The sequence below is a fragment of the Pseudomonas siliginis genome (assembly GCF_019145195.1).
GTDB classification, from domain to species: domain Bacteria; phylum Pseudomonadota; class Gammaproteobacteria; order Pseudomonadales; family Pseudomonadaceae; genus Aquipseudomonas; species Aquipseudomonas siliginis.
In genome coordinates this window covers 538921-564209 of the sequence record NZ_JAHSTW010000002.1, presented here as the reverse complement: position 1 = coordinate 564209, position 25289 = coordinate 538921, and the positions used below count along the sequence as shown (strand labels likewise).

Below are 25289 nucleotides of genomic sequence, written 5' to 3'. Positions count from 1 at the left end.
TAGGCAGGCTATTGGTCCGTTGTAAGAGCCATTGCTGAGCCATTTCATAGGTCCATTCGCCATGCCTGATCTGCCACCCTTGTCGATGCCCTTCAACCCGGCCGGTATCGAGCTTGATCGCCGTCAGGGCCTGAGCCGCCAGCTCTATCAGGCTCTGCGCCTGCGGGTGCTGGATGGACGTCTGGCCAGTGGCACGCGATTGCCGGCCAGCCGAGATTTGGCCTTGGCGCTGGGCATTTCCCGCAACAGCGTGGTGCGCGCTTACGATCAGTTGTATGCCGAGGGGTTTATCGAAGGGCGCGTTGGCGACGGTACTTACGTGGCGCGATTGGCTCAGGCATCCCCGCCTGGGAAAAAACTATCCACAAATTCATCCACAGGCTTGTCAACAGGCTTACCCACAGCCTTATCCACAAATTGGCTGGATTTACCTGTGAATCCATCCAGCAAAGTTATCCACAGCGGTGGCTTTTCTCGCATTGAAAAGCATCATTTACCTCGACCACCGAGCGGTCCGCCGCGTGCTTTTCGGGTGGGTGTGCCTGCATTCGATCTGTTTCCGTTCGAGGTCTGGGCCAAGCTCAACGCGGCTTTCTGGCGCAAACCGGATCTGCAGCAGCTGTGTTACGGCGACCCGGCCGGTGATGCGCGACTGCGCAGCATGATCGCTGCGTATTTGCGCAGTTCGCGGGGCATGCAGTGCACGGCTGAGCAAATTGTGATCACCAGTGGCGCACAGCAGGGCATCAGCCTTTGTGCACAGTTGCTGGTCGAGCCGGGGGACGGCGTGGCGATCGAGAATCCGGGCTATCGCGCCGCCGGGCATGCCTTCGCTGTAGCGGGGGCGAAATTGCATGGCGTGGCGGTAGACAGCGACGGCATCGATTGCAGCGCCATGGCCCGGCTCAGCGATTGCCGGGTGGCTTATGTCACGCCGTCTCATCAGTACCCGACCGGAGTGGTGATGAGTCTGGCCCGGCGTCTGGAATTGCTCGCCTGGGCCGAGCGGGTCGGCGGCTGGATCGTCGAAGATGATTACGACGGCGAGTACCGCTACACCGGCGCACCGCTGGCACCGTTGGCCGCACTTGATCGTCAGGGGCGTGTGCTCTACGTCGGCACCTTCGGCAAGGTCGCTTTTCCGGCGTTGCGCCTTGGTTATCTGGTGCTGCCGCCAGCGCTGGTCGACGCGTTTGCGCAACGCCGCGCCGTCGATGTGCGGCACTCGGAGGTCAGCACGCAAGCGGTGATGGCCGAATTCATGGCCGCCGGGCATTTCCAGCGGCATATCCGCCGCATGCGCCGGGCTGCGCTGAGCCGGCGCAACTGTCTGCTCGAAGGCTGGCCGACGGTCGCCGGTGTCGGTCAGTTGCCGGCCGTTTCAGCCGGGCTGCACCTGACCGTCGCCGTGGACAGCATCGAGCGCGAGCAGCAATTGATCGCTCAGGCCGCTGATGTCGATGTCGAAATCAACGGCCTGAGCAGCTACTGGTTACCCGACTCGACTACGCCCATGGATCAGCGCGCCGGCCTGGTGCTGGGTTTTGCCGCCGTACCAGAGCCTGCGATCAAAGCGGCGCTGTCGCGTCTGCGGCAGGCTTGGCGAGATTGAAGAACAGCGTTTCGGCGCTGCGAGTGGAAATTTCGCTGCGATGGATTTCAATCAGCCTCTGATTATCCACACCCGTTATTTCGGCGACGCCCCCCATGCGGTGCTGAGCGAGCGTTTTCATATGTCCACGCACAAATGCACCAACGGGCGCGTCGACGCTGCTGTAATGGAAATGCGCATAGCAGAGGACCTTATCGGTATGCGCATCGCGAATCTGATACTCGTCGAGAAAATCGTTCTGATGGCGCCTCAGACGCCGTCGGGTCAGGGTTTTCGAGATGTTCACTTCGCCCTTGTCCTTGAGCCACTCGACCCCGGCAGCTGTTGGCAGTTGTTGCTTGACCAGGCGGATTCGCGTGCTGGTGCCTTTTTGCTCCAGTGTCGTAGCCGCAGCGTCGAGCTTGTGGTTGAGCTCTTCGGACGGTTCATGCAGAGCAGCGGTGAGGTTACTCGCCGTTAACGCTTCATCGATCGCCGCACAGGCTTTGCGCAATAGGGTGGCGTGGTTGTGGTATTCCTCTTCGACCTCCACTGGAATGCGCGAGCCGCGTTTGAGACGCGCCTCGATGCGCCGATGAAACGCCGCCAGCCCGTCGATCAATGCCTGCCCTTCGCTGATGCTCTTGTTGAGGTTGGGCCGGGCTTTAGGCAACGGTGCAGGCCGTGCGCTCTGCTCGACCCAGATACCTGGCGACTCCTCCTTGAATGTCGCGATGACTCGCGTCAGTGCCGTACCGACTTCGACCAGATCGGTGTCCTTGCCGTCGAGGCTTTTCTTCCGTTCGCCGACCAGGGTGCCCTTGTTGCGTGTCTTGATGATCTGCCGATTCGAAGCTGACGTTGAGGGACGCGACGGACCAGCTTGCGGCACGAGTAAATGCCGGTAGCGCAACAGGTCGGCGAGTCGGTTGTCGGCGCTGTCCTTGAATGCGGCCACGCGCGCCTGCAATTGCCTGAGTCGTTGCGCGTTTATGTGTTCGGAATATTCACTCGCCAGGTCATCGAAACGCTTGTCCACGGAAGCGAACTGTTCGCTCACCTGACTCAGGGCGTCGATGCGTATACGCAGATCACTGAGGCTTTCATCGGCGCTCAGGTCCCGCGAACTCTGAACGTTCAGCGCAGCATCTTCGAACAGACTGGCCAGCGCTTGTTGCGCCTCGACATGAGCGGTGGAATCGCCGGGCTTGATGCAGGTGTATTGGCCGAGACTGATCTGCAGAGTCTTCAGATCATCCAGCGGGTAGGGCGCCAGGCTGATGTTGTATTTCTGCTTTATCTCCAGGCCATCAGGTCCCAGCCTGGTCAGTTCATCCAGGCAGGCTTCAGCCGACTCCATTTTCTCGATAATGGTTTGAGTGGCATCGTTCAACTGTTCAAACGCAGAGGTGACTGCCTGCGATTCGCTGCGCAGTTCGTCGTCGAGTATCGCCTGCACCGCCAGTACCCGCTGCTGGTAATCCGAAGCGTTATTACTCAGCCACTCCTGTCCCAGAAACAACTGCATGTCCAACCGCTCCGGCATGACCGTGCGGTAGTTGGGAATCGATTGCTTGCAGTTGAGTGTCTTGATCAGCTGAATGTTCGCGGCATATTCGTTGTGCTGTGAATCGAGCGTGGCGAGGTACTGCGCAAGCGCTTGTTCGCGTGCCTGCGCAGGGGCATCGCGCAGGCTGTTGCGTTCGGTATCGAGACGGCTGCCTTTGCTCTCCATCGTCAAATCGAACGCGGTAATCTGCTCGGACAATACGGCCACCTCTTGGTTTTTTTTGCCTTGCGCCACCTTGCGCCCGTCCTCCAGCCCGCCTCCGCGCAGGTGCAAACGCAGATCTATCACCCATTGGCCATTGGCGGTATAGGCAAGCCTGGGCCCGGCTGGTCGGGTGGGCTGACGCGTATCGACGATGTGCACATCGCCATGCGCGTTGCGCGCGACTTCGAACCAGCGCTCACCGACCCGGGCGTACCATTTGTCTGCGTGGGCGTAGAGGTCTCGATACGCGCCTTCCCGGGTGGCTGCGCCAAGGGCTTTGGGCTTGCCGACCTCGAACCCGTTCAACAGCGTGGCGAGTGCCGTCGGCGATCGCTTCAGCGCCGTGATGCTGTCGATCGATGTGCCATGGAATTGGGTTAACTGCGGGCCGGTGATATCGGGCTGGCGCAGCGCTTTGACGATTCTGGCGGCAGGTCTGGTCGTCGCTGGGTCCTCTTCGAGCTCCGTGGCCACGGGTGTCGATGGCGCATCGCCCACCGCCGCACGGTGGGCGAGCACCATGCCCAGCGCCAGGAGAATATCGGCGATGGCCGTCCAGGCGATCTTCCCCGATTGCTCGTTGGCGCCGTCGGTGATTTCCTGCAGATCATCCATGATCTGCCAGATCCACGCCGCTGTGCCTACGCTGCGGCCCAGAAACGGCAGCGCGGCGTTGAGCATCACCCAGCCGCCCTGTTTCAGCGAGGCCCAGCGTGCTTCTGCATCGGAGACCGATTGCCGGTCGGCTTGGGTAACAAGCGCCTTGACGTTGCGTTCGTGCAGGGTTGCGAGGATATCGCTGGCGATCACCTGCGTGCCCAGCGCGACGGCGCCTGACATGTCCAGCGCCGTGGTCGGATTGATCATCAGTTGCGGGATCGTCCACACCGACGGCAGCCTGGCGGTAAAGACGAACTGGCTGTAATTGAAGCGCACATCGTCCGGCAACCAGGCCAGTACCGAGTCACGCAAATGTCGCGAATGCTGGATCGCAAAAAGCAGATTCGCGGGCCCCGGATATTGCAGCAGAGTCTTGTCGAACAGCGGTCGATACAGCACGCACGGCCCTTTGTCGGCATCGCGCGGGCCTATGACATACATGTTGTCGACAGTGTCTGCGGTGGAGCGGCTGCGATGAGCGACGAAGGCCAATGGGCGAATGACGATTTCCTCGCCATCGACGTAGCGTTCCGCGCCAGTCGTGGCGAATGCGGCGACCACGTATCGATAACCCGATTCATCGAGGCCCGCTTTACCCCGGATCTTGTGCTGTAACGCCAGCAATGGCAGCTCAATGCGCAGCTGACTGGTGTAGAGCCCTTGCAACAGCGACGCTTGCACAGTGTCGTCTATCAGCATGGCCTTGAGATGCGCCGGGTAGGTCTTGCCAATGTCGACGGTGCTGACCAGGTTTTCCAGAAAAGTCGCGCTCATCCACTCGGGTACCGGGCTACCATCCTTGTACCGCACAGTCTTGTTGCCCAAGGGCAGGCCTGCGAGGTTTTGCAGGGCGAGCTCGGTTAGCGTCCATGTCTGAGTCTGCGTATTTCCCGGCAACACAAACGTGCCCCAGACCACGAGACTGGTGATGGTGATTTCGATGTTGTCGATGTTCACGTCTGTGGCGCCGGGCTGCTCCTTGAGAATCTGCCTGATCAGCGCTGCACGAGTGAACGCCTGCAGGCTGGTGATTTCGCTTTGAAAGGATTTGCCGTTGTTCTCGTGCTGCAGCGTTGTCAGATCCAGCAGGTGCCGGCTATAACGCGTCTGATCCATGGGCAGTGCGTCGTTCAGCCAGTCCGGAAGCATCGGCTGCAAACGATCGAAGTGCGCTTCGAGGCGCGGTGTCGGTTGTGCCGGTTTGCCGACCGTGCCGGTATGCGGATAGACGCGTTGACCAGGCGAATCCTGAAAAAAACTGATTTCGCCCAAGGCATCCGCTTCCATGGAAATCAGGGCGCAGGCCTGCTGGTCGAAGAAATTGCCCTGGGGTTCGACCAGCCGCCACTTGAGATCTTTGCCCGAGGCGCTTGCGCCATATATCCGCAGCAGAGCCTCGCCGAGCTCCTCCAGTGAATCGAAACGCTGAAAGCCCTGGGTGACCGCGTGGGTCAGAATCAACTTGCGCTCTGCAATTGTGCCGATCACTACTGCGGCGTCGACCACGGTCAAGTGCGATGGCGTGTCGGCGCCACCGCGATCGAGGTCAATCAGATATGCCTTTGCCGAGTACGGGGCGGGGGCCAGCCGTTGTTGCGGGTCGGGCTGTGTGAAAATCGCCTGGGCGATGGCGATCTCGTCAGCGTCCCAGCCGACGCTGGCATCGACGTTCCACAGGTTGCGCAGTGCCTCGGACAATTGCTGCCAGCGCGGTTGCCCGGGGTAGGTGAACTCGTCCCAGTATTCGACGTGCTGCTCCTTGTAGGCGATGAACAGCAGTGGTGCCAGTTCGTTGAGCAACAGGCCGATGGCATCGATCTTTACCGGCAGATGCGCGGGGGCGGGCACGCCGGGTTGCAGGGTCAGATAATGCTCGCCATCAAGGTACGTCACCGTGGTGCCGGACAGGCCGAGCCGCACCAGGGCGTTGGTCAGCGATCCAGCCTGATACCCGTCGGGTACGACTCGACCATCCACAATGGCCCAGGTGGGTTGCACGACCATCGCCAGACGCGGGTCTATGTCGAGATTCGGATACAGCGTCTTGAGGGCATCGCGCAGCGTTTTTGAAGCGACTTCTTGCAGTGAGGGGCCAGTAACCAGCTGAGTCACGATATCGACGGCACTGGCTTTGGGAATGGCGGTCATGGTGGTTTCCTGCTCTGTCGGGACGCCGCAAGGGCGGCGGAGCAGAGCAAGTTAAAAGGCGCGACGGTGACCCGTGCGGTAGATAAAGCTGCCAGGCAAAAAAAGACCCGCCGAGGCGGGTCTTGAGCAAACGAGCCGGTTTCAGGTCCCGGACTTGATTTTCGTCCACGCTCGCGTGCGTGCACGTTCGGCATCCCGAGGCAGCGGCTGCAAGGTGTAGAGCGTGCTCATTGCCGCATCGGTCGGGTACAGGTTCGGGTTGTTGCGAATCGCCGGATCGACCAGGCCGGTGGCGTCCTTGTTCGGGTTTGGATAGCCGACAAAATCGCTGATCGGTGCGATCACCGCCGGTTGCAGCAGATAGTTGATGAAGGTGTAGGCGTCCTCGGTGTTCTTCGCGCCGTTGGGAATGGCGAGCATGTCGAACCAGATCGGCGCGCCTTCTTTCGGCAAACGCATATCGACCACCACGCCGTTTTTCGCTTCCTTGGCGCGGTTGGCCGCTTGCGAGAAACTGCCGGAATAACCGACGGCCACGCAGATGTCACCGTTGGCGATGTCGGCCATGTATTTGGAGGAATGGAAGTACGTCACATAGGGGCGGATCTTCAGCAGCAGCGCTTCAGCCTTGGCGTAATCCGCCGGCTTCTTGCTGTTGGGGTCCAGACCCAGGTGTTGCAGGGCCAGCGGCAGAATCTCCGACGGCGAGTCGAGCAGGGCGACGCCGCACTGCTTGAGCTTGCTGATGTTCTCTTCGTTGAAGATCAGGTCCCAACTGTCCACGGGCGCATTTTCGCCCAGTGCTGCCTTGATCTTGGCCGGGTTGAAACCAATGAGGATGGTGCCGTACATGTACGGCACGGCAAATTTGTTTCCCGGATCATTGGCCTCGATCAGCTTCATCAGTTTCGGATCGAGGTGATTCCAGTTTGGCAGTTTGCTGCGATCCAGCGGCTGAAACACCCCGGCCTCGATCTGCTTGGCGAGAAACACGTTGGACGGCACCACCACGTCATAGCCTGAGTTGCCGGTGAGCAGCTTGGCCTCGAGTGCTTCGTTGGTGTCGAAGATGTCGTAGATCAGTTTGGTCTGGCTGTTCTGTGCCTTGAAGTCGTCCAGCGCCTTGGGCGTGATGTAGTCGAACCAGTTATAGACGCGCAGCGTGCGTTCTTCGGCGTGGGCGCCAGCGCTGAGCAGAGCCGCGCACAGCGCCGAGGCGATCAGTCGCTTTTTCATTGTTCAAAACCTTCCAGCACGTTCACCGCGTTGATGCCGATTTCTTCAACGGCGTAGCCACCTTCCATGACGAACAGGGTCGGCTTGCCGAGGGCGGCGATGCGCTTGCCCATGGCCAGGTAATCCGGGCTGTCGAGTTTGAACTGCGAGATCGGATCGTCCTTGAACGTGTCGACGCCGAGGGAGACGACGATGACGTCCGCGCCATAGCGATCGATCTCGTCGCAGGCTTGATCCAGCGCCGCGCTCCAGACATCCCAGCCGGAACCGGCCGGCAGCGGATAGTTGAAATTGAAACCTTCGCCGGCACCTTCGCCGCGCTCGTCGTCATAGCCGAGGAAGAATGGAAACTCCGCTTCCGGGTGGCCGTGGATCGAAGTGAACAGGACGTCGCTGCGTTCGTAGAAAATCGACTGAGTGCCGTTGCCATGGTGGTAGTCGACGTCAAGGATCGCGACTTTCTTGTGGCCCTGATCGAGAAAGGCTTGAGCGGCGATGGCGGCGTTGTTGAGGTAGCAATAACCGCCCATCAAGTCGCTGGCGGCGTGATGTCCCGGCGGACGGCACAGGGCGAAGGCCGCGCGTGCGCCGCGCTGGATTTCAGCCTGCGCGGTAAGCGCCACTTGCGCCGCGCTGTAGGCCGCTTGCCAGGTGCCGGCGGTAATCGGCGCGCCGCCGTCGAAGCTGTAATAACCGAGCTGGCCATGCAGGCTGGTCGGTTTGATCGCACGCAGGGTGCGCGCCGGCCAGGTGTAGGGCAGCAAGTCGCCGTCAGTGTTGAACTCGGTCCAGCGCTCCCACGCACCTTTGAAAAATTCCAGATAGTCATGGCTGTGAATGCGCGCGATCGGCTCCAGGCCGAAATCCTTCGGCGCTTCGACCGCCCCTAGGTTTTGCTTGTGCACGCGTTGCAGCACATGGTCGGCACGCGACGGCATCTCGAAGCACGGCTTGAGCTGGCCATCGATAAGTTCGCAGCGGCCATGGTGCAAGTGGTGATCGTCTGAGTAGATCGTCAGCATTTGTTGTTCTCCGCAAGGCTGATTCGGTGGCCTTCAGTGTTGCGGCGCAAGTTGAATCGGAGAACGTCGGGAGCGGCCAAAAGGGGATCGATATGGCCAAAACCTCTGACCGAAATTCGCCCCTTGTTCATGCAGGCTCATGCCTGGAGCAGCCATCAATGCGGTCGGAACTGACTCGGCGCCACGCCGCTCCAGCGTACAAACGCATGGCGGAAACTCGCGGTTTCGCTGAAACCCAGCGTCTCGGCGATCCGATAGATTGGCAACTGGTCTTCACACAACATCTGCTTGGCCCGTTCGAAGCGCAGTTCATCGAGCAGTTCCTGATAGCTGCTGCCCATGTCTTTCAAATGCCGACGCAGGGTGCGCGGTGAGCACTTCATCTGCTGCGCCAACCCCTCCAGTCCCGGCGCAGCGTTCAATTGCGCGCTGAGCAACTGACGAATCCGCCCCAGCCAGGCCTGACGTCCGGTGAACTCAAGATTCTGCTTGCGGCAACGTTCGGCCATGGCCTGATGAGTGATGGCGTCGGCCAGCGGCAACGGCTGATCGAGCCAGTGGCGGTCGAAGGCGAACGCGTTGTCTTTGGCCGAGAAGTGCAGTGGCGAGTCGAAGGGTTCGGCGTAGCTGTCGCGGTAGTCCGGCGCTGCATGTTCGAAGCGCGTGGCTCGCAGCGGCAGGGAATGGCCAAGCAAGTCGTCGCAGATGACTTTCAGTGACACCAGACAGAATTCGGCATTGAACACCGCCATCGCCGCGCTTTCGCGATAATCAGCAGCGACGAACCACACCTGCTCGCCATCGTCTTCCAGGCTCAGTTCGAACAACGTGCCCAGCAGCGCCGGATAACGGATCGCCAGACGCAAAGCGTCACCGAAGGTGGCACAGGTCAGCAGGGCGTAACCGAGCATGCCGTAACAGGACACGTGCATGCGCCGGCCCAATTCGAGGCCGATGTCACGCTTGAGTGCCACTGCGTTGGTGCAGACCTGCATCTCTTGATGGGTGGTGATGCGCGTATCGGCCCGCTGCAGATCCGCCGCAACAATGCCGCTGCCGGCCAGCAGCGCCTCGCTCGACAGGCCTTCGGCCTTGAACGTGTTGAGGATCAGCGAGACCGCATTGAGGGTGGTGAGGTGGGAGTGGAGCATGGGATCTTCCAGCCTGGGGGTGGCTGGGACGCAGCAATTTATATGCCGTACAAAAATCCCTTGTGGGAGCGAGCCTGCTCGCGAAAGCGGTGTGTCAGGCACACGAATGCCGAATGTGTCATGGCTTTCGCGAGCAGGCTCGCTCCCACAGGGGGATTTGCGTTGTGACAGATCAGCTCAGTTCGCCGCAGAGATCCAGTTCGATCAATCGTCGCACTTCAGCCGTTTCCAGCCCGGCCCCCAGCAAGCCATGCAACTTGCCGAACGTCGCCTCGCGGGTCATGCCGCCACCGGACAACACGCCCACCCCACGCAAGCGGCTGCCAGCCTCGTAGACATCCAGCTCGACCCCACCTTCATGGCACTGCGTGACCGCCACCACCACCACGCCTTTATCCCGTGCACGGCCAAGGCTGGCGAGGAACTCGGGGTTATCGCTCGGCCCGGTCCCGCTGCCGTAGCATTCCAGCACCAGACCTTGAATGCCGCTATCGAGCAGGCTGTCGAGGACTTCGGCACTGATGCCGGGAAACAGCGGCAACACCGCCACTTTCGCCAGTTGCTTCGGCTGGTTGTAGTTCAGCGCGACTGGGATCGACGGCGCCTTCACACCACCGCCCTGACGCTCCAGGCGTTTGAACGGATGGCGGCCGAAGCTGCGCACTTTCGCGCAGCGGGTCGGCGCCAGCAGTTCGCCGTGGAAGTACAAATGCACGCCCGGCGCCAGGCCTTGGCCGAGGGCGACCAGCGCGCCGCCGAGGTTTTCCCAGGCATCGCTGTCGGTCACGCCCGCCGGCAGCATCGAACCGGTGAAACACACGCGGGCATGCAGACCGAGCAATTGAAAACTCATTGCCGCCGCGCTGTAGGCTAGGGTGTCGGTGCCGTGCAGGATCAGCACGCTGTCGCAGCCTTGCACGTCCACGGCATTGACCACCGCTTCGCGCAGTTGCTGCCAGTAGGCCGGGGTCATGTTGGCGCTGTCTATCAGTGGCGCCATTTCCCGAAATTGCCACTGCGGTACTACCAGCTCAGGCTGGCTGTGCAGGTAGTCGCGCATCCGCGCTTCGAAACCGGACGCCGGGGCCAGCCCGTTGGCGCTGGCCTGCATGCCGATGGTGCCACCGGTGTAGAGCACCATGACGTGTTGAGCGGCGGGGTAGGTCGACGAGCTCATAGGATTCTCCGAAACGATGAGGGCCCTGTGGGAGCGAGCCTGCTCGCGAAAGCGGTGTGTCTTTCAACAATGATGTTGGCTGAAAGTCCGCCATCGCGAGCAGGCTCGCTCCTGCAGGTTATTGCATCACAATAACCGACGGGCGCAGGGGATGCGCCCGTCATTCACCTGTCAGCGTTGCGCTGCAGGTACGCCTTGCGGCGAAGTTTCAGTCTGGCCCGCTGCTGCTGGCGGGTTGACCGGCCAGGCGTTGCGATCCAGATCCAGATCGGCGAATTTGCTCGAATCAAACACTGGCTGTTTGACGCCGGCGCGACGCTGCTCATCGTAGTCGCGCATCACGCGCAGGCCGACCTTGAACAGCATGGCCAGGGCCACGAGGTTGACGAAGGCCAGACAGGTCATGGTGATGTCGGCGAAGGCGAATACCGTCGTCAGGTCCTGCATCGAACCCCACACCACCAGCGCCAGCACCAGACCGCGGAACAGCATCAGCAGAGCGCGGCTGCGGCTGAGGAACTGCAAGCTGTTCTCGCCCAGGTAGTAGTTGTAGAGGATGCAGGTGAAGACGAACAGTGACAGCGCGACGCTGACGAACATGCGACCCCAGTCACCGACCACGGCCGCCAGCGAGTTCTGGGTCAGGACGATGCCGTCACCTTCGAAGCCCGGGGTGTAGAAGCCCGACAGCAGGATCAGCAGCGCGGTGCAGGTGCAGATCACGAAGGTGTCGAGGAATACGCTGAAAGCCTGGACCACGCCCTGCGCGCCCGGGTGCTTGACGGCGGCCACGGCCGCGACGTTCGGCGCACTGCCCAGGCCCGCTTCGTTGGCGAACACGCCACGCTTCACGCCCATGACAATGGCGCTGCCGAGCAGGCCGGCAAAGGCCGGGTCGAGGCCGAAGGCGCTCTTGAAGATGGTTTCCAGCATGGCCGGCACGTGTTCGATCTGGGTGCCGATCACGTACAGGGTCACGCCGATGTAGGCCAGGGTCTTGATCGGTACCAGCAGGTCGGAGACCGAAGCGATGCGCTTGATCCCACCGATAAAGGTGATGGCCAGCAGCACCGCCAGGACGATCCCGGTGTGTTGTGGATTGAAGTCAAAGGCGTTCTGCAGCGAGTGGGTCACGGTGTAGGACTGCAGGCCGATGAAGGCGAAGCCGTAGGTGACCAGCAGCAGAACGGAGAAGACTATCGCCATGCCTTTGAGCTTGAGCCCGTGCTGGATGTAGTAGGCCGGACCGCCACGGTACAGGCCGTCGCCATCGGCGCGCTTGTAGACCTGGGCCAGGGTGCACTCGAAGAAGCTGCTGGACATACCGACCAGTGCGGTTACCCACATCCAGAACACCGCACCCGGACCACCGAGGGTCACGGCGATGCCGACACCGGCAATGTTGCCTGCACCGACGCGGCCGGCGAGGCTGAGCATCAAGGCCTGGAACGAGCTGAGTTGCCCGGCGCTGCCTTTGAGGCTGTCGCGGAACACCGCGAACATGTGGAAGAAGTGACGCAGTTGAACGAAACGCGAGCGAATCGTGAAGTAGCTACCGAGCCCGACAATGAGCACGATCAGTACTTTCCCTGAGAGGAAGTCGTTGATGACTTCGAGCATGGATTTATCCTCGCTGTTTTTTGTGGGTGCAAATGCTGGATCGGAGAAACATCGTGTTACACCGGCATGCACGCGGCACGACGGGTGAGGCGAAGGTTTCGTCCCGGATCCATATCGCGGGTTTTGTTATTAGTTCGGGTTTCGCATGGGTTATGGCCTCGTTACCGACGACCGCTCACGCGAAGAGGGGCGGCACTATACCGATCAGTGGCGCGCCCGTCTGCACGGTAGTGGTGCAAGCGACGAAACGAGGTTGCTGCAAATCAAAAGATCGCAGCCTTCGGCAGCTCCTACAGGTGCACGTCAATCCTGTAGGAGCTGCCGAAGGCTGCGATCTTGGCGGTATCGAATACACAAAGCATCTAACGTCCTGCCCGCAAAGAAGTTAAAAAAAAGGGCTCGGGGACAAAATCCCCAAGCCCTCAAAAGGTGAGAGGTGTCTAGTCCCTCGACCTGGTGAGCGGTGCTACAAGTTCGCGTCGGCTCAGGCTTTGAGCGGAACCAGACGCGGGGCAATCATGTTTTCCGGGCGCAGGATGTCGGCGAGCATGGCTTCGTCGAGCAGACCTTCTTCGCGCACCAGTTCCAGCACGCCGCGGCCGCTTTCGAGAGCGATACGGGCGATGCGGGTGGCGTTTTTGTAGCCGATGTACGGGTTCAGTGCGGTGACCAGACCGATCGAGTGCTCGACCAGTTCACGGCAGCGCGCTTCGTTGGCGGTGATGCCGACGATGCAGTGCTCGCGCAGCATGTCCATGGCACGTTGCAGCAGGCGGATCGAGTCGAGGATCTTGAAAGCGATCAGCGGCTCCATCACGTTCAGTTGCAGCTGGCCGCCCTCGGCTGCCATGGTCAGCGCCAGATCGTTACCGATGACCTGGAACGCGACCTGGTTCACGGCTTCCGGGATCACCGGGTTGACCTTGCCGGGCATGATCGAGCTGCCTGGCTGACGCGCGGGCAGGTTGATTTCATTGATGCCGGTGCGTGGGCCGCTGGACAGCAGGCGCAGGTCGTTGCAGATCTTCGACAGCTTGACCGCGGTGCGCTTGAGCATGCCGGAAAACAGCACGAAGGCGCCCATGTCGGAGGTCGCTTCGATCAGGTCGGCGGCCGGTACCAGCGGTTGGCCGCTGATCAAAGCCAGACGTTGAACAGCCAGCGCCTGATAACGCGGGTCGGCGTTGATGCCGGTGCCGATCGCGGTGCCGCCGAGGTTGACTTCGGTCAGCAGTTCCGGGGCCAGCGTCTTCAGGCGCGCGAGGTCTTCGCCCATAGTGGTGGCGAAGGCGCGGAATTCCTGGCCGAGGGTCATCGGCACGGCGTCTTGCAGCTGGGTACGGCCCATTTTCAGGACGTGGTCGAACTCTTTGCCCTTTGCCGCGAATGCCTGGATCAGGCTGTCGAGGCTGGCCAGCAGCGCGTCATGACCGAGCAGCAGACCCAGGCGGATCGCCGTCGGGTAGGCGTCGTTGGTCGACTGCGCCATGTTCACGTCGTCGTTCGGGTGCAGGTACTGGTATTCGCCTTTCTCGTGGCCCATCGCTTCCAGAGCAATGTTGGCGATCACTTCGTTGGCGTTCATGTTGGTAGAGGTGCCGGCGCCACCTTGAATCATGTCGACCACGAACTCTTCGTGGTAATCGCCGCGGATCAATCGGGCACAGGCTTCGCTGATGGCAGCGTGCTTGGCTTCGCTCAGGTGACCCAGCTCGCGGTTGGCGTCAGCGGCGGCCTGTTTGACCATCGCCAGGCCCACAACCAGTTTCGGGTAATGCGAAATCGGAACGCCCGAGAGGCGGAAGTTGTTCACCGCTCGCAGGGTCTGGATGCCGTAATACGCATGGGCCGGTACTTCGAGGGCGCCAAGCAGGTCGGTTTCTGTGCGGAAAGATGCAGCGGAGGACATGATAGAAATCATCTCGATAAGGACCCGGTCTGTGCCGGAACGCTGCGAATGCTAGGCTTGTGGGGATTTTTGGGCCAATGCTGTTCAGCACTGCCCTATGCACATTCGGCATAATGCCCATGTGACGCCGCCTGTGCGGCAGACGTGTGACCTGTTTTGGTGCGTGTCCGGGAGGACGTGATGAATCTGGAAAGCAAATGGCTCGAGGACTTCAGTGCCCTGGCCGCCACCCGCAGCTTCTCGCAGGCGGCCGAACGGCGCTTCGTGACCCAGCCGGCGTTCAGTCGGCGGATCCGCAGCCTCGAAGCGGCGCTGGGGCTGACCCTGGTCAATCGCTCGCGCACGCCGGTCGAACTGACGGCGGCGGGGCAGTTGTTCCTGGTGACCGCGCGCACCGTGGTCGAACAGCTCGGTGAAGTCCTGCGCCACCTGCATCATCTGGAAGGCGGGCAGGGCGAGGTCATGCAAGTCGCAGCGGCGCACTCGCTGGCGCTGGGCTTTTTCCCGCGCTGGATCGCCCAGTTGCGCAACGAAGGGCTGAACATCGCCACACGGCTGGTGGCGACCAACGTTGGCGACGCTGTGCACGCGTTGCGCGAAGGTGGCTGTGATCTGATGCTGGCGTTCTACGATCCGGATTCGGCGATGCAGATGGACCCGGAAATCTTCCCGTCGCTGCATTTGGGCCAGACCGAGATGCTTCCGGTGTGCGCGGCAGATCTGGATGGCAAACCGCTGTTCGATCTGGAAGGCGAGGCGAGTGTGCCGTTGCTGGCGTACAGCGCCGGGGCGTTTCTCGGCCGTTCGGTGAACGGCTTGCTGCGCCAGCGGCAGTTGCGCTTCACCACGATCTACGAAACTGCGATGGCCGACAGCCTGAAAAGCATGGCGCTGGAAGGCCTCGGCATCGCCTGGGTGCCGCAACTGAGCGTACGCGCTGAGCTGGCCCGCGGTGAACTGGTGGTGTGCGGCGGCCCGCAATGGCATGTGCCGCTGGAGATCCGCCTGTACCGCTGCGCCCTGGTGCGCAAGGCCAACGTGCGCTTGCTGTGGCGCAAGCTTGAAGGCGGCGCTGCACAAAGCGCTTGAAGCTGATGAAGATCGAATGTGGGAGCGAGCCTGCTCGCGAATGCGCAGTGTCAGGCCCTGAGGTATCGTCTGACACAACGCTTTCGCGAGCAGGCTCGCTCCCACAGGGGGATTTTTGCGCTGTTCTTTCGCTGACCTCAAGGTCAATAAAACCGGGCGTTTCGCTCATTTGACAGATGGTCGTTTCGGGGGCTGTTTATTGCTTTCTTTGCGGTATACTGCGCGGCCTTCGGCCGGCACGTCCGGCCATTTTTCGTACAATCAAGCCACGCAACCTGCGTGGCTTGTTGTTTTATGACGCGCCTGCGGGCGCTCCAGAGAGAAGAGGCGCGACGATGAGTGCACTGGTTGGCGTGATCATGGGCTCCAAGTCCGATTGGTCCACCCTTAGCCACACCGCCGATATGCTGGAAAAGCTCGGCATCCCGTACGAGGTCAAGGTGGTTTCCGCCCACCGCACCCCGGATCTGCTGTTCCAGTACGCCGAAGAGGCTGAAAGCCGCGGCATCGAGGTGATCATCGCCGGTGCCGGTGGCGCAGCCCACCTGCCAGGCATGTGTGCGGCCAAGACCCACCTGCCGGTGCTGGGCGTGCCGGTGCAGTCGGCCATGCTCTCGGGCGTCGATTCGCTGCTGTCGATCGTGCAGATGCCGGCGGGCATTCCGGTTGCCACCCTGGCCATCGGCAAGGCTGGCGCGATCAACGCCGCCCTGCTCTCGGCGAGCATCCTCGGCGCCAAGCACCCGCAATTTCACGCGGTACTGAAAACCTTCCGTGCCGAGCAGACAGACAGCGTCCTGGACAATCCAGACCCACGTATTGCCTGAGGTTGTTGAGATGAAGATCGGTGTAATCGGTGGCGGCCAGTTGGGTCGCATGTTGGCCCTGGCGGGGACTCCGCTGGGGATGAACTTCGCTTTTCTCGACCCTGCGCCGGACGCTTGTGCGGCCGCGCTGGGCGAACACCTGCGGGCCGATTACGGCGATCAGGATCATCTGCGCCAACTGGCCGATGAAGTCGATCTGGTGACCTTCGAATTCGAAAGCGTCCCGGCCGAAACCGTGGCGTTTCTTTCGCAATTCGTTCCGGTTTATCCGAGCGCCGACGCCCTGCGCATCGCTCGTGACCGCTGGTTCGAAAAGAGCATGTTCAAAGACCTCGGCATTCCGACCCCGGCCTTCGCCGACATCCAGTCGCAAGCCGACCTGGACGCCGCCGTCGCTTCCATCGGTCTGCCGGCCGTGCTGAAAACCCGCACCCTGGGTTACGACGGCAAGGGCCAGAAAGTCCTGCGCAAACCGGAAGACGTGGCGGGTACGTTCGCCGAACTGGGCAGCGTTGCCTGCCTGCTGGAAGGCTTCGTGCCGTTCACCGGCGAAGTGTCGCTGATCGCCGTGCGTGCCCGCGATGGCGAAACGAAGTTCTACCCACTGGTGCACAACACCCACGACAGCGGCATTCTCAAGCTGTCGGTTGCCAGCACCGATCACCCGTTGCAGGCGCTGGCGGAAGATTATTCCAGTCGCGTGCTCAAGCACCTCGACTACGTCGGCGTGATGGCTTTCGAGTTTTTCGAAGTCGACGGTGGCCTGAAAGCCAACGAAATCGCCCCGCGCGTGCACAACTCCGGGCACTGGACCACCGAAGGTGCCGAGTGCAGCCAGTTCGAAAACCACCTGCGCGCCGTGGCCGGCCTGCCGCTGGGTTCGACCGCCAAGGTCGGCGAGAGCGCGATGCTCAACTTCATCGGCGTAGTGCCGCCGGTGGAAAAAGTCATCGCCATCGAAGACTGCCATCTGCATCACTACGGCAAAGCTTTCAAGGCCGGACGCAAGGTCGGCCATGCCAACCTGCGCTGCGCCGACATGGCCACGCTGCAAGCGCAGATCATCAAGGTCCAAGCGCTGATCGCCGAGTAAACCAGTTTCATGTGGCCGCGGCGGAACCATTCAGGGGCCGCCGTTCTCTCATGGCAGGATGCCAAAGTCTGTCTAGGCTTTGGCATATCTTCCAAATCAGAGGGAAATGCCATGGGAATTATCGGAACCATCTTTATCGGCTTGATCGTCGGCCTGCTGGCTCGGTTCCTGAAACCGGGCGATGACAGCATGGGCTGGATCATGACCATCCTGCTCGGTATCGGCGGTTCGCTGGCAGCCACCTACGGCGGCCAAGCTCTGGGCATCTATCAGGCGGGCGAGGGCGCGGGTTTCCTCGGCGCACTGGTCGGCGCTGTCGTGTTGCTGGTGATCTACGGTCTGATCAAAAAGAACTGATCGAAAGCGACAAAGCCCTCTCGGCCCGCGCGGCCGGGAGGGCTAGAATGCGCGGCGACTCACCGTCCATTCCTTTGCCTGCCGAGCACCTTCATGCGCCGTCTTCTGTTGACTCTCCTCTTGCTGGGCAGCTATCTCGCCCACGCCGGCGAACTGCCGGAAACCGACTGGCTGGAACTGATGCCCAAGTCGGATCAAAAGGCCCTCGAGGCCATGCCGGAAATCGACCACAACTCCCCCGAAGCCACCGGCACCTTCACCGAGAAGGGCGGGATGAAGCAGGCCAAAGGTCTGCCAGCGGTGATGTATTCGACGAAAACCGTGGCGTCGATGAACGACAAGCACATCCGCATCGGTGGTTACCCGGTGCCGCTGGAGTCCGATGCCAAGGGCCGCAGCACGTTGTTCTTCCTCGTGCCGTATCCGGGCGCCTGCATCCACGTGCCGCCACCGCCGCCGAATCAACTGGTGCTGGTGCGATATCCGAAGGGTTTGAAGCTGGACGATATCTACACACCGCTGTGGGTGACCGGCACGCTAAAAATCGAGAAGGTCAGCAATGACCTCGCTGATGCGGCGTATGCGCTGGAGGCGGAGAAGGTGCGGGTGGTGCAGGAGGCTGACCTCTAAACCGCGCCACAAATAAATGTAGGAGTGAGCCTTGTTGGTAAGGGGATTTATCTGTGGTGAAGGGATTTATCTGTGGCGAGGGGATTTATCCCCGCTGGACTGCGCAGCAGGCCCCAGCTTTTGATTTAAAAAAAGCGGGGGCCGCTGCGCGACCCAGCGGGGATAAATCCCCTCGCCACAGGGCTCTTTGCCCTTTTGTATGGCGCTAGAGCTTAGAGCGGCGTAGCAGCTACGCTGACGCCCATGGTATGGCTCGCCCCCGGCGCCAGGGTCACCAGATCATCCATCACATTCGCCGTTTCGATGCACAGCATGCGCTGCCAGCCATCGTTGTCCATGTCCGGCAGGGCGGCGGCGCGGTCGATCCATGGGTTCCAGATCACCGCCGTGCGCGAGCCGGTGGAGGTCAGCACGATGCGTCGTTCCCAGGTTGGATCAACGATGCTCAATTGCGGCGGAACGTCGAGGTAGATGCGGTCGGTCTCGCCGGCGAAATGCAGATCGCCGCTCTGGCTGGCCGTGTTCCAGTCGTCCAGGGTCTCGATGTAATTCAGCCCGGCCACGCCGTCGACATGCACATTACGCACGTCACTCACGGCGAAATAGGTGTGCAGCGCCTGACTCAGCGTGACGCTGTCAGTACCCCGGTTATGGCTGGTCAAACTGTAATGCAGTTGATCCGCCAGATGCAGGGTCAGGGTCAGATCGACCTCATGGGGCCAGCCCGGCAGGCCACCTTCCGGGTAGGGCAGCTTGAACTCGACCTTGATGCCGTCAGCCTCTGATTCGATGTTGCCCAACTCCCAGTCCATCGCCCGCACCAGACCGTGCGCGGGGGCCGGCAGCTCGCCGGTGTACATGGCCTGCACGCTGCTCGGGTTGCGTTCGAATTTGCCGAACCACGGCCAGCACACCGGCACGCCGGCGCGGATGCTCTTGCCGGTCTTGAATTCGGCCTTGTCGTTGAGCCAGATGATCGGCGGCTGGCCGTCGATCTGATAACTGAGGATGTGCGCGCCTTGCTGGGCCACCAGCACTTCGGCCTTGCCGTGGCGGATGCGCCAGCAGTTCAGTTCATCCTGTTTCACGGCTTCAACGTTGGGCGTGTTCATGGGCAACTCTCGATCAGACACTGGGGACGACTATCGACCGCAAAACGGCCGCGAGGTTTAACGCGCGCGTGGCGGCACCGAACGGGTGCGACCGCTGCCGTCGATGGCGACGAAGACGAAAACCGCTTCGGTGACCTTGCGCCATTCGCTGGAGAGTGGGTCATCGCTCCACACTTCGACCATCATCTGGATCGAGCTGCGGCCGATTTCCAGGGTCTGGGTATAAAAGGACAACTGCGCGCCGACCGCGACCGGGACGAGAAACGCCATGCGGTCGATGGCGACAGTGGCAACGCGGCCACCGGCCACCCGGCTGGCCATGGCGGTGCCGGCCAGATCCATCTGCGCGACCAGCCAGCCGCCGAAAATATCGCCAAAGCCGTTGGTTTCGCGGGGAAGTGCGGTGATTTGCAGGGCCAGGTCGCCCTGTGGGATCGGATCTTCTTGTTCGAGCTCTATCATGCCGAGGGGCCTCTGACCCGTGACTCTTCGTGGGTATTGCGGGTGGTAGCCGTCTTCAAGAAAAACGATTCAACACCGAACACACTGCGTTCGTCACGTTTTCCATCAGGCGCCTAAAGGGAAACTCTGCGAAAAAGGCTAAATCCCGAGCAAAGGACGGGCCAACAACGTTTTCGCACAGCAACCTCTTACAAATCCTGCGCAGGTGGCGAGTATATCGGTCGATAGACCCCGCGACGACCACCCGGTTCTGATTTCGACCGTCAATTACGCGCCTCTATGTGCTTTTTCGAACAATTTGCTATGGTGCCGAACCTGTCCAAGCCACCGCCAGCGTTGTTGTGGCGACAGATTCGACTATAAGAGAAGCCCTTGCCATGACCACAGCGCCTTCGAGCCTCGCGCAGCCCGAGCAACCCGCACGACCGTTGACCCGCAATGACTACAAGACTCTGTCGCTGTCCGCCCTCGGCGGGGCGCTGGAGTTCTACGATTTCATCATCTTCGTCTTCTTCGCCACCGTCGTCGGCAAGCTGTTCTTCCCGGCCGACATGCCCGAGTGGTTGCGGTTGATGCAGACCTTCGGCATCTTCGCCGCCGGCTATCTGGCGCGTCCTTTGGGCGGCATCGTCATGGCGCACTTTGGTGACCTGCTGGGGCGCAAGAAGATGTTCACCCTGAGCATTTTCATGATGGCCGTGCCGACGCTGATCATGGGCCTGCTGCCGACCTACGCGCAGATCGGCATCTGGGCGCCGATCCTGTTGCTGCTGATGCGGGTGATCCAGGGTGCGGCGATTGGCGGTGAGGTGCCGGGGGCGTGGGTCTTCGTTTCCGAACACGTACCGCAAAAGCACATCGGTTATGCCTGCGGCACGCTCACCAGTGGCCTGACTGCCGGCATCCTCCTCGGCTCGCTGGTCGCCACGGCAATCAACAGCATTTATACGCCAGCCGAAGTGTCGGATTACGCCTGGCGGATCCCGTTCCTGCTCGGCGGCGTGTTCGGCCTGTTCTCGGTGTACCTGCGCCGCTGGCTGCACGAGACACCGGTGTTCGCCGAACTGCAATTGCGTAAAGCGCTGGCCGAAGAAGTGCCGTTGCGCGCGGTGCTGCGTGATCATCGCGGCGCCATCGCCATTTCGATGCTGCTGACCTGGCTGCTCTCGGCTGGCGTTGTCGTAGTGATCCTGATGACCCCGACCGTGCTGCAAACGGTCTACCACTTCTCGCCAACCACGGCGCTGCAGGCCAACAGCCTGGCCATCGTCTTCCTCAGCCTCGGCTGCATTGGCGCCGGCGCGTTGGCTGATCGCTTCGGCGCCGGTCGCGTATTCGTGTTCGGTTGCCTGGGCCTGCTGATCAGCTCCTGGACCTTCTACCACAGCCTCGCCGACCACCCGGACTGGCTGTTCCCGCTGTACGCACTGACCGGTTTGCTGGTCGGTACCATCGGCGCGGTGCCGTACGTGATGGTCAAAGCGTTCCCGCCGGTGGTTCGCTTCAGTGGCCTGTCGTTTTCCTACAACGTCGCGTACGCGATCTTCGGTGGCCTGACGCCAATGGTGGTCAGTCTGCTGCTGAAGGAAAGCGCGATGGGGCCTGCCTACTATGTGGCAGTGCTGTGCGGGATGGGGATTCTGGTAGGCGCCTGGCTCTGGAAGAAGGGGCGCTAAAGCCCAGGATCTACTCCACCAATACCGGCCACTTCGCGAGCAGGCTCGCTCCCACAGTTGGAATGCATTTCAATTGTGGGAGCGAGCCTGCTCGCGAATGGGGACGCCACAAATCATCCAGCAAAACCCGATGCTGGCCTTTCATCCAATTGTCATATTTCAGCCATAGAGTGTTCACATGGCCTGCTGATACTTGGCCCCGACTTAACACACCCTATCTGCTAGGAGTAAGGCATGAAACTGAAGCGTTTGATGGCGGCAATGACTTTTGTCGCTGCTGGCGTTGCGACCGCCAACGCGTTCGCCGCTGTTGACCCTGCTATCCCGAGCTACACCAAGACCACTGGTGTGTCGGGCAACCTGTCCAGCGTCGGTTCCGATACCCTGGCCAACCTCATGACCCTGTGGGCTGAGAACTACAAAAAAGAATACCCGAACGTCAACATCCAGATTCAGGCCGCTGGCTCCTCCACCGCGCCACCTGCACTCACCGAAGGCACCGCCAACCTGGGCCCGATGAGCCGCAAGATGAAGGACAACGAACTGCAGGCTTTCGAACAGAAGTACGGCTACAAGCCGACGGCGATCCCGGTTGCCGTGGATGCCCTGGCCGTGTTCGTGCACAAGGACAACCCGATCAAGCACCTGACCATGGCTCAGGTCGATGCGATCTTCTCCTCGACGCGCCTGTGCGGTGCCAAAGCTGACGTCAAGACCTGGGGTGACCTGGGCGTGACCGGTGACCTGGCCAACAAGCCGGTTCAGCTGTTCGGCCGTAACTCGGTGTCCGGCACTTACGGCTACTTCAAGGAAGAAGCCCTGTGCAAAGGCGACTACAAGCCAAACGTCAACGAACAACCAGGTTCGGCGTCGGTGGTGCAGTCGATCAGCAGCTCGCTTAACGGCGTCGGCTACTCGGGCATCGGCTACAAGACCGCCAGCGTGAAAACCGTCGCCCTGGCCAAGAAAGAAGGCGGCGAGTTCATCGAAGACACCGAAGAAAACGCCCTGAACGGCAAGTATCCGCTGTCGCGCTTCCTCTACGTTTACGTCAACAAAGCCCCGAACAAGCCTCTGGCCCCGCTGGAAGCCGAGTTCGTGAAGCTGGTGCTGTCCAAGCAGGGCCAGGAAGTGGTAGTGAAAGACGGCTACATCCCGCTGCCAGCCAAGGTTGCTGCCAAGGCACTGGCTGACCTCGGTCTGCAGGAAGGCGGCGCTGTCGCCAAGAAGTAATACCCTGAGGCCGGCCTGAAGCCGGACTCCTGTGGGAGCGAGCCTGCTCGCGAAGGGGTGGTCACATGCAGCATCGATGTGACTGACCCGACGCCTTGGCGAGCAGAAGCGCTCCTGCAACCACCAAATTTTCGACTCCGCTGCCGGACTTCCGGCTGGCGGATTTGCTGCGTCACTGCACTGTCATCTTTCTGTCATACAGGATCGCTAGGGTGTGCGCATGAATGATCTGGCCAATTCCCCAATGACTACGTCTTCCCCTCCCAAGCGCATTGATTTCAATACGCCTGAGCTGCAACGCAAGCGCCGCATCCGCGCGCTCAAGGATCGCTTCACCCGTTGGTACGTCCTCGTTGGCGGCCTGGCGGTACTGGCGGCCATCACCCTGATCTTCTTCTTCCTCGCCTACGTCGTTGCGCCACTGTTTCAAGGTGCCGACCTGACCGCGAAAGACTCGATCACCCCGGCTTGGATGCAGGACGCGGGCAAGCCGCTGATGATCTCGCTCGAAGAGCAAAATCAGGTGGCCATGCGTGTGTCCGACAAGGGCCAGGCGCTGTTCTTCGATCTCGAAAGTGGCGCTGAATTGAGGCGTGTCGACCTGCCGCTGCCTGCGGGCGCTACCGTGACGTCTATTGGCGAAGACCAGCCGGGTCATCCGCTGGTGGCCGTGGGTCTGTCCAACGGTCAGGCGCTGGTGTTCCGTCACACCTATAAAGTCAGCTACCCCGATGGCAAGAAAACCATCAGCCCGGCCATCGAATATCCCTATGGCGAAGCACCGATCGCGCTGAACGAAAGCGGCGGCGCGCTGGAGCATGTCAGCCTCAATGCCACCGACTCGACGCTGATGCTGGTCGGCTCCACCGGCTCGCAACTCAATGTGCTGTCGCTGACCAGCGAAGAAAACATGATGACCGGCGAGGTCACCAACGAGCAGACGCGCATCGATCTGCCGCAGATGACCGAGCCTGTGAAAAACATCTTCGTCGACCCGCGCCAGCAGTGGCTGTACGTGGTCAACGGTCGTGCTCAGGCCGACGTGTTCAGCCTGCGCGACAAGAGCCTCAACGGGCGCTACAAACTGCTGGAAAATGCCGACGCCCAAGTCACCGCCACCGCGCAGCTGGTCGGCGGTATCTCGCTGATCGTCGGCGATTCCAAGGGCGGTCTGGCCCAGTGGTTCATGGCTCGCGATACCGATGGCGAGCAGCGTCTGAAGCAGATCCGCACCTTCCAGATGGGCACCACGCCGATCGTTGAAATCGCTGCCGAAGAGCGCCGCAAAGGCTTCCTCGCCCTCGATGCCAGCGGCAAGCTCGGCGTGTTCCACAGCACCGCACACCGCACGTTGCTGGTCGATCAGGTGGTTGAAGGCCAGGGCCTGTTTGGTCTGTCGCCGCGCGCCAACCGAGTGATCGTCGAAGCCGGCGGCAAGCTGCAGCCGTTGCTGCTCGACAACCCGCACCCGGAAGTATCGTGGAGCGCGCTGTGGAGCAAGGTCTGGTACGAGAACTACGACGAGCCTAAATATGTCTGGCAATCGACCGCCGCCAACACCGATTTCGAACCGAAACTGAGCCTCTCGCCGCTGACCTTCGGCACTCTGAAAGCCGCGTTCTACGCCATGCTGCTGGCCGCGCCACTGGCCGTCGCTGCGGCGATCTACACCGCGTACTTCATGGCCCCGGGCATGCGCCGCAAGGTCAAACCGGTGATCGAACTGATGGAAGCGATGCCGACGGTGATCCTCGGTTTCTTCGCCGGTCTGTTTTTGGCTCCATATGTAGAAGGCCATCTGCCGGGCATCTTCAGTCTGCTGATGTTGCTGCCGATCGGCATTCTGGTCGCCGGTTTCACCTTCAGTCGTCTGCCTGAATCGATCCGCCTGAAAGTCCCGGACGGTTGGGAAAGTGCGCTGCTGATTCCGGTGATCCTGTTTGTGGGCTGGCTGTCGCTGTACATGAGTCCGTTCATGGAGAACTGGTTCTTCGGTGGCGACATGCGCATGTGGATCTCCCACGACCTGGGCATCACCTATGACCAGCGCAACGCTCTGGTGGTCGGTCTGGCCATGGGTTTCGCGGTGATCCCGAACATCTACTCGATCGCCGAAGACGCCGTGTTCAGCGTGCCGCGCGGTCTGACCCTGGGTTCGCTGGCCCTCGGTGCGACGCCGTGGCAGACCATGACCCGCGTGGTGATCCTGACCGCCAGCCCGGGGATTTTCTCGGCGCTGATGATCGGCATGGGCCGTGCGGTCGGCGAAACCATGATCGTGCTGATGGCCACCGGCAACACCCCGGTCATGGAGATGAACCTGTTCGAAGGCCTGCGCACCCTGGCCGCCAACGTCGCGGTGGAAATGCCCGAGTCGGAAGTCGGCGGCAGCCACTACCGCGTGCTGTTCCTCTCGGCGCTGGTGCTGCTGTTGTTCACCTTCGTCATGAACACCCTGGCAGAACTGATTCGTCAGCGTCTGCGCAAGAAATACTCGTCGCTTTAAGCAAAGGTAGAAGTCT

18 protein-coding genes are annotated in these 25289 nt (G+C 61.2%); 9 read left to right on the top strand and 9 right to left on the bottom strand.

The features are described from left to right. Positions 1-61: 61 nt before the first annotated feature. Positions 62-1612, top strand: coding sequence for a MocR-like pyridoxine biosynthesis transcription factor PdxR (pdxR, locus tag KVG87_RS06415; protein WP_217849798.1), 1551 nt, complete (start codon positions 62-64; stop codon positions 1610-1612). Here pdxR and KVG87_RS06410 read toward each other — a convergent pair. The 7 genes from KVG87_RS06410 to aspA form a co-directional block, all read right to left on the bottom strand. Continuing rightward, a complete protein-coding gene (locus KVG87_RS06410) occupies positions 1569-6173 on the bottom strand; it encodes a dermonecrotic toxin domain-containing protein (RefSeq protein ID WP_217849796.1) in 4605 nt (1534 codons plus the stop codon). The two genes, pdxR and KVG87_RS06410, sit on opposite strands and share 44 nt — an antisense overlap. Before the next feature lie 141 nt (positions 6174-6314). Next, entirely contained in the window at positions 6315-7409 is a 1095-nt protein-coding gene (locus tag KVG87_RS06405; protein ID WP_217849794.1) for a polyamine ABC transporter substrate-binding protein, read from the bottom strand. After that, the gene (locus tag KVG87_RS06400; protein WP_217849792.1) at positions 7406-8431 is read right to left on the bottom strand and encodes a histone deacetylase family protein; all 1026 of its coding nucleotides are present in this window, start codon (positions 8429-8431) and stop codon (positions 7406-7408) included. Before KVG87_RS06400 ends, KVG87_RS06405 begins: the two co-directional genes overlap by 4 nt. A gap of 155 nt (positions 8432-8586) precedes the next feature. Continuing rightward, positions 8587-9582: an AraC family transcriptional regulator gene (locus tag KVG87_RS06395; RefSeq protein WP_151550721.1), complete on the bottom strand. Its 996-nt coding sequence runs from the start codon at positions 9580-9582 to the stop codon at positions 8587-8589. 172 nt (positions 9583-9754) lie between these two features. After that, positions 9755-10759, bottom strand: a complete 1005-nt coding sequence (locus KVG87_RS06390) for an asparaginase (RefSeq protein ID WP_217849790.1) — start codon at positions 10757-10759, stop codon at positions 9755-9757. Between the two features lie 171 nt (positions 10760-10930). Then, the gene (locus tag KVG87_RS06385; protein ID WP_217849788.1) at positions 10931-12379 is read right to left on the bottom strand and encodes an alanine/glycine:cation symporter family protein; all 1449 of its coding nucleotides are present in this window, start codon (positions 12377-12379) and stop codon (positions 10931-10933) included. A 484-nt stretch (positions 12380-12863) separates the two neighbouring features. After that, complete coding sequence (gene aspA / locus KVG87_RS06380) at positions 12864-14288, bottom strand: aspartate ammonia-lyase (RefSeq protein WP_016772472.1); 1425 nt, start codon at positions 14286-14288, stop codon at positions 12864-12866. 180 nt (positions 14289-14468) lie between these two features. Between aspA and KVG87_RS06375 the strand changes: the two genes are divergently transcribed. The 5 genes from KVG87_RS06375 (at position 14469) to KVG87_RS06355 (ending at position 18284) form a co-directional block, all read left to right on the top strand. Continuing rightward, positions 14469-15377, top strand: coding sequence for a LysR substrate-binding domain-containing protein (locus KVG87_RS06375; RefSeq protein ID WP_024014837.1), 909 nt, complete (start codon positions 14469-14471; stop codon positions 15375-15377). 335 nt (positions 15378-15712) lie between these two features. Continuing rightward, positions 15713-16204, top strand: a complete 492-nt coding sequence (purE, locus tag KVG87_RS06370) for a 5-(carboxyamino)imidazole ribonucleotide mutase (protein ID WP_007920220.1) — start codon at positions 15713-15715, stop codon at positions 16202-16204. Positions 16205-16214: 10 nt separating this feature from the next. Further along, on the top strand, positions 16215-17297 hold the full coding sequence (locus KVG87_RS06365; protein ID WP_217849786.1) for a 5-(carboxyamino)imidazole ribonucleotide synthase: 1083 nt from the start codon (positions 16215-16217) through the stop codon (positions 17295-17297). Between the two features lie 111 nt (positions 17298-17408). Beyond that, on the top strand, positions 17409-17654 hold the full coding sequence (locus KVG87_RS06360) for a GlsB/YeaQ/YmgE family stress response membrane protein (RefSeq protein WP_016772475.1): 246 nt from the start codon (positions 17409-17411) through the stop codon (positions 17652-17654). A 93-nt stretch (positions 17655-17747) separates the two neighbouring features. Continuing rightward, positions 17748-18284, top strand: a complete 537-nt coding sequence (locus tag KVG87_RS06355; RefSeq protein ID WP_016772476.1) for a DUF3299 domain-containing protein — start codon at positions 17748-17750, stop codon at positions 18282-18284. A gap of 212 nt (positions 18285-18496) precedes the next feature. On the opposite strand, the gene KVG87_RS06350 is transcribed toward KVG87_RS06355, so the two are convergent. Together KVG87_RS06350 and KVG87_RS06345 are read right to left on the bottom strand one after the other, a co-directional pair. Then, the gene (locus tag KVG87_RS06350; RefSeq protein ID WP_217849783.1) at positions 18497-19396 is read right to left on the bottom strand and encodes a D-hexose-6-phosphate mutarotase; all 900 of its coding nucleotides are present in this window, start codon (positions 19394-19396) and stop codon (positions 18497-18499) included. A 57-nt stretch (positions 19397-19453) separates the two neighbouring features. Further along, positions 19454-19858: an acyl-CoA thioesterase gene (locus KVG87_RS06345; protein WP_003229628.1), complete on the bottom strand. Its 405-nt coding sequence runs from the start codon at positions 19856-19858 to the stop codon at positions 19454-19456. Positions 19859-20235: 377 nt separating this feature from the next. On the opposite strand from KVG87_RS06345, the gene KVG87_RS06340 reads away from it, so the two are divergent. The 3 genes from KVG87_RS06340 (at position 20236) to KVG87_RS06330 (ending at position 25273) form a co-directional block, all read left to right on the top strand. Next, on the top strand, positions 20236-21534 hold the full coding sequence (locus tag KVG87_RS06340; protein WP_016772479.1) for an MFS transporter: 1299 nt from the start codon (positions 20236-20238) through the stop codon (positions 21532-21534). A 234-nt stretch (positions 21535-21768) separates the two neighbouring features. Beyond that, the gene (locus KVG87_RS06335) at positions 21769-22767 is read left to right on the top strand and encodes a phosphate ABC transporter substrate-binding protein PstS (protein ID WP_016772480.1); all 999 of its coding nucleotides are present in this window, start codon (positions 21769-21771) and stop codon (positions 22765-22767) included. Between the two features lie 220 nt (positions 22768-22987). Beyond that, entirely contained in the window at positions 22988-25273 is a 2286-nt protein-coding gene (locus KVG87_RS06330; protein WP_217849782.1) for an ABC transporter permease subunit, read from the top strand. The last annotated feature ends 16 nt before the right edge of the window (positions 25274-25289 follow it).